This is a genomic window from Nocardia asiatica NBRC 100129, assembly GCF_000308415.1.
GTDB lineage: Bacteria > Actinomycetota > Actinomycetes > Mycobacteriales > Mycobacteriaceae > Nocardia > Nocardia asiatica.
Genome location: NZ_BAFS01000473.1, coordinates 14,576 through 27,225 on the forward strand (window position 1 = coordinate 14,576; position 12,650 = coordinate 27,225).

Consider the following 12,650-nt stretch of genomic DNA (forward strand, 5'->3'; position numbering starts at 1 on the left):
TGTGCCGCTGGCCGCGAGATAGTCTGTGCCGGTGCCAATTTCGTTCGACACCGGGGAAATGCAGCAGGTCGACAACGCGACCTGGCGAGATCCCCGGACCGGTGACATGGTGAACGTGTCGTACTTCGACATCGTCCCGGATCTGCCGGCGCCGCTGGAGGATCTGACGACTCTGCGCCGGCGCCTGGCCGAGCGGAGCGCCGAGAGCGGCTGCCTGATCGAAGCTTTCGTGGTGTGGCTGGACGCGCAGCCCGCGCTGTTGCGCATGGAGAAGCTGCCGTTGCCGAACCAGCCCCAGGGTTTGGTGTTCGCCGCGTCCGTGATCGTCCCGAAGGCTCGCAGCAGCGCGGTCCTGCAGGTGCTCTGCCCCGAGACCGGCACCACCGGTGTGCGCGAGGCCTTGCTCGCCGCCAAGATCGGTTTCGACCACATGTACCCGCCGCATCCCTACGCACCGGAGGTGCGGGGGCGGCTGCCGTACAACGCGGCCGACGACATTCGATGGGACGCGGAATTCCCCGATCATCCGCTCAGCCGTGCCCGGCGCTGGATCGCGCACACCGTCCCGACTGCCCGGCTCGCCCCGGATTTCGCGGCGCTGCCCCCGTTCACCGGCTGACACCACCGCCGGGACCGGACTGCCGGCGCAGACCGAATTCGCTGGTCCACGCCCGCTGTCGAAGGTTCGGCACCGTGGCGGTGCCGGGCGCGGCCACCACGTCGGCCGGCCGACTCGGTGGCGGACACGCACCCAGCGAGGTGGCCGCGCCGGTTCCGTCAGTGGCCGATTTCCTCGAGGCCGCCGCGCTGCCGCAATCGGCCGTCCGGGCCGAGTTCGAGGACGGTGTCGATGCCGATCCGCGCCAGGAACGGATGGTCGTGGCTGACGACGAGGACCGCGCCGCGGTAGCCGGCGAGCGCCTCGATGAGCTGCTCGACGCTGGCGATGTCCAGATTGTTGGTGGGTTCGTCGAGGATCAGCAATTGTGCGGGCGGGTCGGCGAGCAGCAGCCGGGCCAGCGAGACACGGAAGCGCTCACCGCCGGAGAGGGTGGACACGGGCCGGTCCACGCTGTCGCCGCGCAGCAGCAGCCGGGCCAGCTGATTGCGGATTGCGGCCGGCGGCGTGGTGGTGGCGACAGCGCGGACGTTGTCGATCGCGCCTGCCTCCTCGGCGAGTCCGTCGAGGCGTTGCGGCAGGTAACCGACACGGTCGGTGAGCAGGGCGCCCGTCACGGTTCCCGGCGCACGAGTCCGCGTGCCGAGCAGGTACTCGATCAGTGTCGACTTCCCCGCGCCGTTGGGTCCGACCAGCGCGACCCGTTCCGGACCTTGGATGACGAAGGCGTGGTCACCGTCGCGTAGTTCGGCGATGCGGCGGCCACGTGGCACGTCCGGATCGGGCAGGTCGAGGTGGATGTGCTCCTCGCGGCGTACGCGGGACTCGGCGTCCGCCAGGGCCTCGCGAGCCGTGCGCACCTTCGCGTCGAGGCCGGTGCGCATCGCACCGGCCGAGGCTTGGGCTTTGCCGGCGCGGTTCCCGGCCAGGATGCGCGGAATGCCGCCGTGCTGCTGTGTCGCCCGCGCGGTGCGTTCACGGCGTGCGAGTTTGGTCTCGGCTTCGATGCGCTGCCTCTTCTCGGTCTTCAGGGCTTGTTCGGCGGTGCGGGCGGCCTGCACGGCGGCGGCCTGCCGCTGTTCGAGGTGTTGTCGCCAGGCGCTGTAGGGACCGCCGAACACTTCGACGGCCGCCGCGTGCAACTCGGCGGTGCTGTCCATGCGTTCGAGCAGTTCGAGGTCGTGACTGACCACGACGAGCGTGCCCGGCCAGGTGTCGACGAACGCCCCCAGCTGCGCGCGAGTGGCCCGGTCCAGATTGTTCGTCGGCTCGTCGAGCAGGGTGATGGGGGTGCGGCGGATCCGCAGCCCGGTCACGGCGGCGAGCACCGCCTGACCACCGGAGATCTCGTCGACGCGACGGTCGAGATCGGCTGCCGTGAAACCGATTTCGTGCAGTGCCTCGTCGGCGCGCGCCTCGATGTCCCAGTTGTCGCCGACCGCCTCGAAATGCCGCTCGTCGGTGTCCCCGGATTCGATCGCGCGTAGTGCGGTGAGCGTGTCGGCGATGCCGAGCAGTTCGGCCAAGGTGGTGTCGTGATCGAGAGTCAGTGTCTGAGGGAGATATCCGACTTCGCCCGCCACCTCGATCCGGCCCGAAGTGGGTGTCAAGAATCCCGCGATCAAACGCAGCAGTGTCGACTTGCCCGCGCCGTTGCGGCCGACGAGGCCCGTTCGCCCGGCGCCGAATACGCCGTTGAGCTGTGCGAGCGCGACGGTGCCGTCGGGCCGTTCGAACGTCAGGTTGTGCAGCGTGATCGCCGAATGCGTAGATGTCGCCATGTGGTAGGTCTCCTTTGTGCCCGTAGAGGAAGCTTTCGCCGCAGCCCGGAAAAGCGGGCTGCGCACGCGGCAGCGGGCAGCACGACCGCCGGGGTGTTACCGGAAGCCATGCCGCGCAAGCGATTACCGCGCGAGGAATTCGAAGGCTCGGGCGACGGGCATCGTGCGCGAGGACGATCCACGACCTGTGACGAACGTGGCGATGGTGTGCACGATGATGATTTCGCGCGATACGCACGCGCGAATCGGCGGTTCATCCGATGCGATGAACGCCCGACCCGGAGTCGCCGCCTTCGAGCAGGCGGCTACAGTCTGTCGACCTCGATGAGCACGCGGCCACCCTACCACCGGGCCGTCTCCGAAAGATCGCGCTGTCGGAGTGACGTCTGCGGAGCCCGGAGCCGAATGCCTTGACCTCGAGCAAAGTTGAGCTTCTAGCGTCGGGAAGCGACGATAGGAGTTCGCTGATGACGACATTGGTTACGGGCGCCACCGGAAACACCGGCCGCCACGTGGTGACAGAATTGGCGCGCCGGGGAGAGCGGGTGCGGGCGTTGACCCGCAATCCCGCCGCGGCTGCGAAGATCCTGCCGCCGGGTGTGGAGTTGGCGGCGGGCACGCATACCGCGCCGGAGACGCTGGACGCGGCTCTGGAAGGCGTCAGCCGACTGCATGTCACCGTCACGGCCGGGCTCGCCGAGGTGGGCCCCGAGCTGGTGCGGCGGGCGGTCGCGGCGGGCGTGCGGCGGATCACCGTGGTGTGGGGCGGTGAGGTCGGGCCGGTCGAGCAGGCCGTGGCCGACTCGGGCGTGGAGTGGACGCGCCTGGAACCGCAGGAATTCATGTCCAACACGTTGACCTGGGCCGAATCGGTCCGAGCCGAGGGCGTTGTGCGCGAACCCTACGACTTCCCCAGCGCGCTGGTGCACGAAGCCGACATAGCGGCTGTCGCGGCCGTCGCCCTGCTGCACGACGGGCACGCCGGACACGCCTACAACCTCACCGGTCCGCAATCGTTGACGCCCAGGGAACGAATCGCGATCCTGTCCAGCGCTGTCGGTCGCGACATAGCTTTCGTCCCGATCACCCATGAGCAGGCCGTCGACAGACTCGTGGCAACCGGCGTGTCCCGAGCGGACGCCGAATACGTCATCGGCTGGTATGCCGCGCCCGGCCCTGCCGCCACCACCGTCGTCGACACCGTCGAGCGGATAACCGGCTGTCCGGCGCGCACTTTCGACCAGTGGGTCGCCGAGCACGCACAACGCTTCCGGCAGCCCTCGGTGATCGACCCCGTCACGGTCACCTGACCGCTACCGCGAGGCTCGCTTCCAGCACGAAGACCCGCTCGGCTGCCGCCCCGACGACCACCGGCAGCGCGCGGGAATCAATGCCCGCGCGCTGCCTTCCACCGCGAACGGCGAGGCGGCTCGGATGTGCTGCGAGTCCATGGCCAGGTCATCGCGGCCCACACGGCCAGCAGCAGCGCGGCCACGGTGACCAGGTACCAGGGCCAGGGGCCGAGCACATCGAGCAGTGACGGGGTCGCCGGCTTCCCGTTGACGAATCCGTAGTTGGTGCCCGCGATCGAGTTGAAGACGAACGTGACGACGACCCACACCACGGTGACCGTCACGGCGAGCCGGTAGCTTCGCCAGTCCGGGTGCATGCCGATGCCCCAGGTCAGGTAGATGGCGGCCCAGACGACGACCAGGTGGATCGCCCAGAAGGCCAGGAATTCGGGATCCGGGAAGTCCGGGCTGTCGAGTGCGGGCGACACGAGCGCCTGGGTACTCAGCGTGAGACACCAGTAGTAGGTCAGCGCGTACGCCCAGCGCCGGTGCGACCACAGGGCATACGCGGCAACCAAGCTCGCGAGGTCGGTCAGTCGCAGCGGAACCGAGCGATCGAGCGTTGGCGGGACCATCGCGACGAAGTAGATCACCACGTACAACGCCAGCGTCGCGCCACCCGCGACGCGGCCGAATCGGCGTGCGCCCTCGGGGCTCCGGTGCCTACGGCCGACCCACACGACCAACGCCGCGCCAGCCGCGAACACGACCAGCACGACCCAGTGTGATAGCCCGTATGCGGAGAACTCCCGCGGCGCCGATGGCGGGTCCACCCGGCTGAGCTTATCGGCGCGAACCCACTGACCGCTGTCGACTCGCCATCGTCACTGGTGCACAATGCTCTTGGCGCCCACCATGCGCACCAGGCTCAAGATCGGCAGCCCGATCACCAGGTGTTCGATCCCGGTGGAGATGCCCACCCAGAGGTGACTGGACAGTGCCAGGGGGATGATCACCGCCGCCGCGGTGAGGATTCCCACGATCCAGGTGAAGAACAATTCCGGTGACGGAGTGCCCAGGCGCAGCAGGTACCAGAGCACCCCGGCCAGCAGCGCGCAGATGAAGGCCACCACCGCGAACCAGTACGCGTCCTGCGCCATCGGGTTCCACACCCCGAAGCTGCCGCTCTCGGTGACCCGGGTGGCGATGATTTCGATGATCCAGGCGCACAGCCAGGCCGCCAGCGCGGTAACCACTGCCGTCGCGATTACGCCACCGGCGAACATGCCGATGTTGACGTCCGGCTGCCGCGGCCGAGACTGCCGGTCGGAATAGTCGGATTGCTGATAGGCGCCGCGATCTCGACCGTGCCCCGAGGCAGGTCCGTACCCCGGATCTTGGCTGTACGTATGGTCTTGGCCGTATCCGTGGTCTTGACCGTATCCGCGATCTTGGCTGTACCCCCGATCTCGACCGTATGCGCGATCTTGGCTGTACCCGGGATCGCTGTAACTTCCCGGCTGATAACCGGCTTCATAGCGTGCGGTGTGCTGGTCGCGCGGATCCATGGGGTTCAACCGCCGATCACCTCCGTCGAGAGCGTGCGTGTGCGTCGAGTGTAGGGCCGGACCGAACAGGCCGCTGACCGCCTACCCAACTTCGCCCGACCGGCGGCCCCGCCGCGGACCTACGCCGACTCCGCGAGAAACACGCTGCCACTCGACGAGCTACACCCGCGCGAATCCCGCGGCGCAGTGATCCACCCAACACGCTAATCTGGAATCATTCCAATAATCAGCGTGGTTGTTCCCAGCACAGAACTCGGAAGGAGTACCACCATGACCGCAGCACCTCAGACGAAGCAGCGGACCAACCGCCGTCTCGCCGACGACGTCCGGAACTCCACCGCCTCCCCCCGGCTCGCCGCCGACCTGCAGCGCGTACTGGTCGATCTCATCGAACTGCACCTGCAGGGCAAGCAGGCGCACTGGAACGCGGTGGGGACCAACTTCCGCGACCTGCACCTGCAACTCGACGAACTCGTCGACGCGGCCCGGGAAGGCAGCGACACCATCGCCGAGCGGATGCGAGCTCTCGACGCCGTGCCCGACGGGCGGTCCGACGTCATCGCCGCGACCACGAGTCTCCCGCCGTTCCCCGCCCAGGAGGTGAACACCGCCGACGTCGTCGACCTGATCACGACGCGGACCTACGCGGCGATCGACACCATCCGGGACGTGCACGACGCCGTGGACGCCGAGGATCCCAGCACCAGCGACCTGCTGCACCAGATCATCCATTCGCTGGAGAAACTGGCGTGGATGATCAAGTCGGAGAACCGCAAGATCTGACCGCCCGAACCCCGCCCAACTCGGGGCGGGGTTCGCCGCTCATAGTCGGCGCAAGAGGTTGTGCTTACGCACCTCGGGCAGGGACAAGGTCTTGTAACCGACTTCGTCGAACAGCACGGTGACGCGATCCGATTCGACGGACATGATGGTCCCCGCGCCCCAATCGCGGTGTCGCACAGCACTGTCAGCCGGGAATTCGCCGGTGCCGGGCGGGCGCCGGGCGGCGGTTCCGGTGTCGCAGGTGTCGCAGTTGCCGCACGGGTCGAGTAGTTGCTCGCCGAAGTATCCGAGCAGGTGCTGCCGCCGGCAACCGGTCGTCTCCGCGTAGCCGCGCATCATCTCGATGCGCGAGCGGGTCAGTTCTTCGTATGCCCGTGCGGCTTCCGCCGCCTGCTCGACCGCCTGCCCGGGGGTTCGCCGGGCATCGGTCGCGAGCAGGCCGGACTCGGTGGTCGTGATCGCGCCGACCTGCTCGAGCAGGTTGATCGCGCGAGTACGCCGAGCGGGCGCGGCGGCGACGTCGAGCCGAGACGGCCGGACGGGACCGTCGTGCCGATACAGGGCGTGGGCGACTTCGGCGATGGTGTCCTCGGGGACCGTCCTGGCGGTGAGGAACTTCTGCAGATTCAGATCCTCGGGCCGGTAGAACAAGGTGACCTCGGCGCGCTCCCCGTCCCGTCCGGCCCGGCCGATCTGCTGGTAATAGGAGTCCAGCGAATCCGGAGCCGAGGCGTGGACGACGAAACGGACGTCGGGCTTGTCGATCCCCATACCGAAAGCGGAAGTCGCCACGACCACGTCGATCTCGTCGGTGAGGAATTTCCGATGCACCTCGTCGCGGACCGCGGCTTTCATGCCCGCGTGGTAGGCCGCCACCCGAATACCGGCCCCGGCCGACTCTTCGGCGTAGAACTCACTGTCCTTGCGGCTGGCCACGTACACCAGTCCACGGCAGGTCGCCGGGTCGGCGGTCAGGGTTCGGATGCGGGTGAGGACGGCGTCGCGCTTGTCCGCGTCGCGGGTGAATCGGTCGGCGGCCAGGTGCAGGTTCGGTCGATCGAAACTGGCGACGACTTCGCGGTGGTCACGCATGCCCAGCCTGGTCACGATATCGCGACGGACCGGCGGGGCGGCGGTCGCCGTCAGGGCGATCACCCGAGGACGCCGGAGCCGATCGATCACCGGAGCCAGCCGCAGGTAATCCGGCCGGAAGTCGTGCCCCCACGCCGAAACGCAATGCGCCTCGTCCACCACGAAAAGCGAAACCCGCAGTTCGGCCAGGTCGTCCACCAACTCTTCGCTGGCCAGCTGTTCCGGCGAGAGGAAGATGTACTGGGCTTCGCCGCGACGCAAGGCGTTCCAGGCTGCTCGGCGTTCGCTCTTGTTCTGCGTGGAGTTCAACGCGACGGCGTCCGGGGCCCGGCTGTCGTCGATACTCTCGATCTGATCGTTCTGCAACGCGATGAGCGGAGACACCACCACGGTGGGACCGTCCAGCAGCAGCGCGGGCACCTGATAGATCGCCGACTTGCCCGCACCGGTCGGCAGCACGACCAGCACGTCCTTACCGGCCATCACCTGCTCCATGGCGTTCGACTGCTCGTCGTGCAGGTGCGCCCAACCGAACTTCTCGGCGGCGAGCTCGCGCAGCCGCGTGCCGTATTCGGACGAGGTCGTCATCGGCTGGGCATACCACCACCGCCGCGGCGAAAACGTGCGGCCGAGTTACGCACCGGTCGAGAGGATCGGGCGACGTTCACCCTGCCTGCGGCATGGCGATTCGTTCGTCCAGCGCGCCGATCAGGGGAGCCAAGAGCTGCAACTCCTCCAGATGAGCGGCGCTGAGCAGGGCCAGGATCTCCCTGCCTGCCTCGGTGAGGACGAGGCGGACGACGCGTCGATCCTTGCCCCCTCCTCGCTTACGAGCCACGAGACCGAGTTGCTCGGTGCGATCGATCAGTTGCACCACGCTGTGGTGGCGGGTCGACAAGTATTCGGCTACCTCACCAACGCTGGGCCCGCCCGGGTCCGCATGCCCGCGGATCGCCAGCAGCAGTTGGTGCTGGGTATCGGTGAGACCCACGTCGACTGCCCGGCGTTCACTCCAACGCAGGAGCCGGCGAAGCCCGGCCCGGCACGTCAGCAGCTCCGAATACTCCTGGTCGGTGAGGTGTTTCGGAGACGACATCGACCCATCCATCATGAAGTGATATTATCACGAGATGATACATAAGTGAGCGGCGATCAGGACGGGCCGCGTTCGGCGGACCGATCGCGGACCGCCCCGGCTCGGGAGAGCTTCGATTCGCCACTACGTCCGAAGGGTGGTGGAGAACATGAGTAGTGAAACCATGATGAGCCGGCATCCCGACATCGTGGAGTTGCGGGAAAAGTACGAGCGCGCCTCCGAGGCGCCCGACGCGCAGGCGGTCACCGGCCTGCTGTTCCTGACCGGGCTGTATCTCGCGATCTCCCCGTGGGTCGTGGGGTTCAACGGATTTTCGACCTTGACCGTCAACAACCTCGTTTGCGGTATCGCCCTCGCGATGCTGGCTCTCGGGTTCGCCTCGGTGTACGGCCGTACCCACGGCATCGTCTGGGCCGCCCCCCTGATCGGCCTGTGGACGATCCTGGCCCCGTGGATCGTCAGCGGGAACGTCGACACCACATCGACGATCTGGAACAACGTCGTCACCGGCGCACTCGCCGTGCTGCTCGGCTTCGGCTCGATGTTGCTGGGGATAAGCCGGACCGGACGACTCACCGGCCGGGCACCCGCCGAAGGCACGACTCGAACCCAGCGGCCGTCCGGTCTCCCGCCGGAGACTTCGGCGCGGTGACAGGAAGTCACGCGGTGTGGTCTTCCATACCGGCCGCGTCGCTGTCGGCAGCGACGAATGGGACCGGGCAGCTGGGGATTCGGCTGCAGGCGACCAGGTCGTCACATCCGGCCACGAGCGCGGCGCGCAGAGTGTCGCGCACCGCGGTCAGCTCGGCGAGTTTCGCGTCGATCTCGGCGAGCTTGGCCGCGGCGCGGGACTGCAGCCCGCCGTCGCCGCGGCGGCCGAACCGGGTGGCGGTGAGCAACTCGGCGACCTCCTGGAGGCTGAACCCCAGCCGCTGAGCCACCTTGATCACCCGCAGCACCGTCACCGCCTGCTCCGGATTCAGTCGATGCCCGCCCAGTGACCGCTGCGGTTCGGCGAGCAGCCCGCGCCGCTCGTAGTACCGCAACGTCTGGGTGTTCACTCCCGCCGCCGCGGCCAGCTCGCCGGTGCGCAAGCCGGTCACCTCCGGCCGCCGCCGATCGCGGCGTTCACCCGTCCGGCCAGCGCGTCCAGGACCTCGACCTGATCGGCGGGAACCTCGATACGCATCACCGGCCCGGAATCGGTGGTATCGAAGCCGAAGGCGAAGAACTCGCAGCACCGCGATTCCCGAGCGGCCAGGTCACGGCCGACCCGCTCGGCTTCGCCGTCCAGCAGCAGATCCAGCCGCGTGCGCGCGGGCCGACGCGCCGCCCGCACCGACTCGGCGAAGAACCGATCGAATTCCGCGACCCGAACAGGCTGCTCGATGGTGGGCAACGTGCACGAATCCGGCACCCATTCCCCCGAAGAAGGCGAAATCGTCATGTCGCCACGGTAAGCCTGTACCCGCGTACAGGATGCAACAGCGACGTCGGGTCCACCACTCGGCCCGCTTGCCCGGCTGTGGTTCGGTCAGCGCGGTGCCGGCCTCCCTGCATGACAGGGGCCGGCACCGCTCGTCCGGCACCGCCAGTTACCGCGGTGGGTGCGAGACCGCCGTCCAGGCGGCGATCTGCGCCCGCGACGAGAAGCCGAGTTTGCCGAGGATGTTCTCGAGGTGCCGGTCGATTGTGCGTGGCGATACCACGAGCCGCTGCGCGATCTGGCGGTTGCTGAGGCCCTGCGCGACGAGTTCGGCCACCTGCTGCTCGCGTGCGGTGAGCACACTGTCCTCCCGCTCGGCCGCTGCGGCGGCGCACTCGTGGCGATCGAGCGCGTAGTCGATCGCCTGGTCGTGATCGAAGCCTTCGCCGCGTGCGCGTTCCGCACGCAACACCGTCGCGGGCAGGGCCGCCGCGGTGGTGTGCTCGCAGGCGTCGTGCCACCTCCCCATGTGCGGTCCGAAAGCCGTGATCGAGGTGCCGATTCGCCGCCATTCCGATCCGACCGCGCCGAGCAGCCGCGCCGCGCGCCGGTGTTCGCCGCGGGCGGCGGCGATCCAGGCCATCAGTTCGATCATCAATGCCGTGGCGACGCGGTCGTTGAACTCGGTCTGGATCTCCAGCGCGGCGCAGGTGGTGGCGGCCGCTGCGCCTTGGTCGCCGTGGATGTACTGGTCGAAGCCCAGCGCCCACAGGGCACACGACTTGCTCCACCGCTCGCCGCGCTTGTCGGCCAGGGCAATTGCCTCCCTGGCCGTCGACGACGCTCTGTCGTCGCCGGCATGTGCTTGCGACATGGCGAGCTGGAACAGGCTCAGCCGGACCAGATTCTCGTCATCGGGGCAATCGGCGACCACGCGCTCGAAGATCGCGATGGACTCCGCGAGGCGGCCGCGGAACAGCGCCGATGTGCCGCGGAGGGTGTTCGCCCACGCGATGGCGCGGTGGTCGCCGACGGCGGCGGCACGGGCGGCACACTCGTCGAGTGCCTGGTCGGCTCTGTCGTGGTCGCCTTGCAGCAGCATGACCCATGCCGCCGCCCACAACGCCGGAATCCGTTCGGGGTCGTTCCCCTCGGCGTTGCGTAGCGCCAGCTCTGTCCACCGTCGTCCGTCGCCGAGAAATCCATCCGCGCACCAGTGGTAACGCAGCGCGGTGACCAGAGCCAGCGCCGCACGTGTGGCGATCGGCTCCTTGGTCGCCCACTCGAGCGCCGCTTGCAGATTCGCGTGCTCGGCGCGCAACTCGGCCAGACCGGCCGCTTGACCAGGCCCGTCCCACGCCTCGGCGCTCCGCTCGGCGAGTGCGAGGTAATAGTCGCAATGCCGCTTACGCACCGCTTCCCCCTCACCCAGCTCGGTCAGCCGGTGCCATCCGTACTCCCGGATCGTCTCCAGCATCCGGTACCGCGGTCGGCCGTCGGCCGGGGCGAGCACGAGGATCGACTGCGCGACCAAATGGTCGATCACGTCCAAGATTCGCTCCGGTGGCAGGTCTGGACCACTGCACGCGCCCTCGGCAGCGGCCAGGCTGAACCCTCCGGCGAAGACCGACAACCGCGCCCACAGCAGTCGCTCCTCCGGTCGGCACAGCCCGTAGCTCCAGTCGATCAGCGCTCGCAGCGTCCGCTGTCTCGGCACCGTCGCCCGGGCGTCGACGGCCAGCAGAGCGAAGCGGTCTTCGAGTCGTTCCAGGAGTGCCTGCAGCGACAGCGACCGTAGCCGGGACGCGGCGAGCTCGATGGCGAGCGGTATCCCGTCCAGCCGGTCGCACACCCGGATGACCGCGTCCGTGTCGCATTCGGCTTCGGTCAGTCCCGGACGCACTGCGCGGGCGCGTTCCAACAGCAGCGTCGGCGCTTCGAAAGCAGTCAGCGCCGTCGGGGTGACCGGTGCGTCCGGGGTGGGCATCGACAGCGGCAGGACCGGGTACACATGCTCGCCCATGATCCCGAGCGCCTCCCGGCTCGTGGTGAGAATGCGCAGCCGGGCACACGACCTGAGCAGGCGGTCGCACAGCGACCCGCACGCTTGCACCAGGTGTTCGCAGTTGTCCAGCACGAGCAACGCGTCCAGGTCGGCGAGGTGGTCGACCAACTGCTCATCCGCACCGCGGTTCGACAAGTCGACGACTCCGAGACTGGTCATCACCGCACGCGCCAGCAGATCCGCGTCGCCGACGTCGGCCAGGTCCACCAGCCAGGTGCCGTCCGGGAACGACTGGCCGCATGCGGCCGCGACTTCGGTGGCCAGCCGCGTCTTGCCGACGCCGCCCACACCCGTGAGTGTCACCAGTCGCGCGTTCGCGAGCAATTCCCGGACGCTGCGGATCTCCCGTTGCCGTCCGACGAAGCTGGTGATCGGAAACGGCAGATTACCGACCACGCGAGCAGGCTTGCGCCGCGACATGAGACCAATCTAGCCGCACCCGGCGTCACAGGTCGTCTCAGCGGGCAGGCCCGCTCCTGCCCGACAGGCCCTGCCCCATCGGAATGAGTTCTTTCCAGAATTCGTGACGCACCGCGTCCCACAGCTTCGCGAATCCCGGCAGGAGTTCTCGCGCCCGCGCCAGATCCGGATAGATCTCCGGCCCGAAGGACACGACCGGCGCGGAATCGGATGTTTTGTGCACCTCGACGATGGAGATCAGGTGATCCCGCGACAGACACCACGACACGCGCAGTCCGTCGACTTCGCTTCGACGTACCTCAGCCATCTCCGGTCACCTCTTGCCGAGCGCCTGGCTCGTGCCACCTACGACCGTCGCCGCCACGCGGCAACCGGTCGACTCCGGCTCGCGTCCGGGTCGAACCCGGACGCCTTCGCTCCGGACTTCGCTCCACACCGTCAACGTCGACCTCCTGTTCGCAACCGACTCTGTGAGCATCACAGAGCAGCTACCGCGCCGACATGCGTG

General features: G+C 68.2%; 13 protein-coding genes. 4 read left to right on the forward strand and 9 right to left on the reverse strand.

Annotated elements, in window-relative coordinates; all coding sequences use genetic code 11:
* Positions 1-31 precede the first annotated feature (31 nt).
* Positions 32-619: a hypothetical protein gene (locus ON27_RS38460; RefSeq protein ID WP_083888166.1), complete on the forward strand. Its 588-nt coding sequence runs from the start codon at positions 32-34 to the stop codon at positions 617-619.
* Positions 620-777: 158 nt separating this feature from the next.
* Here ON27_RS38460 and ON27_RS38465 read toward each other — a convergent pair whose 3' ends face one another.
* Complete coding sequence (locus ON27_RS38465; protein ID WP_043738893.1) at positions 778-2,400, reverse strand: ABC-F family ATP-binding cassette domain-containing protein; 1,623 nt, start codon at positions 2,398-2,400, stop codon at positions 778-780.
* A gap of 467 nt (positions 2,401-2,867) precedes the next feature.
* Here ON27_RS38465 and ON27_RS38470 point away from each other — a divergent pair, with 467 nt between their 5' ends.
* A complete protein-coding gene (locus tag ON27_RS38470) occupies positions 2,868-3,710 on the forward strand; it encodes an NmrA family NAD(P)-binding protein (RefSeq protein ID WP_043738894.1) in 843 nt (280 codons plus the stop codon).
* A 77-nt stretch (positions 3,711-3,787) separates the two neighbouring features.
* Here the strand turns inward: ON27_RS38470 and ON27_RS38475 are convergent, their stop codons facing one another.
* Positions 3,788-4,525, reverse strand: coding sequence for a YwaF family protein (locus tag ON27_RS38475; RefSeq protein ID WP_051047538.1), 738 nt, complete (start codon positions 4,523-4,525; stop codon positions 3,788-3,790).
* A gap of 51 nt (positions 4,526-4,576) precedes the next feature.
* Complete coding sequence (locus ON27_RS45680; RefSeq protein WP_306306984.1) at positions 4,577-4,948, reverse strand: hypothetical protein; 372 nt, start codon at positions 4,946-4,948, stop codon at positions 4,577-4,579.
* Between the two features lie 582 nt (positions 4,949-5,530).
* Between ON27_RS45680 and ON27_RS38485 the strand changes: the two genes are divergently transcribed.
* On the forward strand, positions 5,531-6,043 hold the full coding sequence (locus tag ON27_RS38485) for a Dps family protein (protein ID WP_043738899.1): 513 nt from the start codon (positions 5,531-5,533) through the stop codon (positions 6,041-6,043).
* A gap of 39 nt (positions 6,044-6,082) precedes the next feature.
* Here the strand turns inward: ON27_RS38485 and ON27_RS38490 are convergent, their stop codons facing one another.
* Together ON27_RS38490 and ON27_RS38495 are read right to left on the reverse strand one after the other, a co-directional pair.
* The gene (locus ON27_RS38490; RefSeq protein ID WP_043738900.1) at positions 6,083-7,723 is read right to left on the reverse strand and encodes a RecQ family ATP-dependent DNA helicase; all 1,641 of its coding nucleotides are present in this window, start codon (positions 7,721-7,723) and stop codon (positions 6,083-6,085) included.
* A gap of 76 nt (positions 7,724-7,799) precedes the next feature.
* A complete protein-coding gene (locus ON27_RS38495; protein ID WP_051047549.1) occupies positions 7,800-8,231 on the reverse strand; it encodes a MarR family winged helix-turn-helix transcriptional regulator in 432 nt (143 codons plus the stop codon).
* A gap of 148 nt (positions 8,232-8,379) precedes the next feature.
* Here ON27_RS38495 and ON27_RS38500 point away from each other — a divergent pair, with 148 nt between their 5' ends.
* A complete protein-coding gene (locus tag ON27_RS38500) occupies positions 8,380-8,883 on the forward strand; it encodes an SPW repeat protein (RefSeq protein WP_043738990.1) in 504 nt (167 codons plus the stop codon).
* 7 nt (positions 8,884-8,890) lie between these two features.
* Here ON27_RS38500 and ON27_RS38505 read toward each other — a convergent pair whose 3' ends face one another.
* The 4 genes from ON27_RS38505 to ON27_RS38520 all read right to left on the reverse strand — a co-directional run bounded on the left by ON27_RS38505 (position 8,891) and on the right by ON27_RS38520 (position 12,449).
* A complete protein-coding gene (locus ON27_RS38505) occupies positions 8,891-9,334 on the reverse strand; it encodes a MerR family transcriptional regulator (protein ID WP_043738902.1) in 444 nt (147 codons plus the stop codon).
* Complete coding sequence (locus ON27_RS38510; protein ID WP_043738905.1) at positions 9,331-9,678, reverse strand: arsenate reductase; 348 nt, start codon at positions 9,676-9,678, stop codon at positions 9,331-9,333. The genes ON27_RS38505 and ON27_RS38510 overlap by 4 nt, the downstream gene beginning before the upstream one ends.
* 148 nt (positions 9,679-9,826) lie before the next feature.
* Positions 9,827-12,142: an ATP-binding protein gene (locus ON27_RS38515; RefSeq protein ID WP_051047540.1), complete on the reverse strand. Its 2,316-nt coding sequence runs from the start codon at positions 12,140-12,142 to the stop codon at positions 9,827-9,829.
* 37 nt (positions 12,143-12,179) lie between these two features.
* Positions 12,180-12,449, reverse strand: a complete 270-nt coding sequence (locus ON27_RS38520; RefSeq protein WP_043738906.1) for a hypothetical protein — start codon at positions 12,447-12,449, stop codon at positions 12,180-12,182.
* Positions 12,450-12,650 lie beyond the last annotated feature (201 nt).

Bases quoted from the DNA above. Each gene is read 5' to 3' on its own strand.
- ON27_RS38465 (WP_043738893.1), bottom strand. From the start codon at position 2,400: ATGGCGACATCTACGCATTCGGCGATCACGCTGCACAACCTGACGTTC.
- ON27_RS38470 (WP_043738894.1), top strand. From the start codon at position 2,868: ATGACGACATTGGTTACGGGCGCCACCGGAAACACCGGCCGCCACGTG.
- ON27_RS38485 (WP_043738899.1), top strand. From the start codon at position 5,531: ATGACCGCAGCACCTCAGACGAAGCAGCGGACCAACCGCCGTCTCGCC.
- ON27_RS38490 (WP_043738900.1), bottom strand. From the start codon at position 7,723: ATGACGACCTCGTCCGAATACGGCACGCGGCTGCGCGAGCTCGCCGCC.
- ON27_RS38495 (WP_051047549.1), bottom strand. From the start codon at position 8,231: ATGTCGTCTCCGAAACACCTCACCGACCAGGAGTATTCGGAGCTGCTG.
- ON27_RS38500 (WP_043738990.1), top strand. From the start codon at position 8,380: ATGAGTAGTGAAACCATGATGAGCCGGCATCCCGACATCGTGGAGTTG.
- ON27_RS38510 (WP_043738905.1), bottom strand. From the start codon at position 9,678: ATGACGATTTCGCCTTCTTCGGGGGAATGGGTGCCGGATTCGTGCACG.
- ON27_RS38515 (WP_051047540.1), bottom strand. From the start codon at position 12,142: ATGTCGCGGCGCAAGCCTGCTCGCGTGGTCGGTAATCTGCCGTTTCCG.
- ON27_RS38520 (WP_043738906.1), bottom strand. From the start codon at position 12,449: ATGGCTGAGGTACGTCGAAGCGAAGTCGACGGACTGCGCGTGTCGTGG.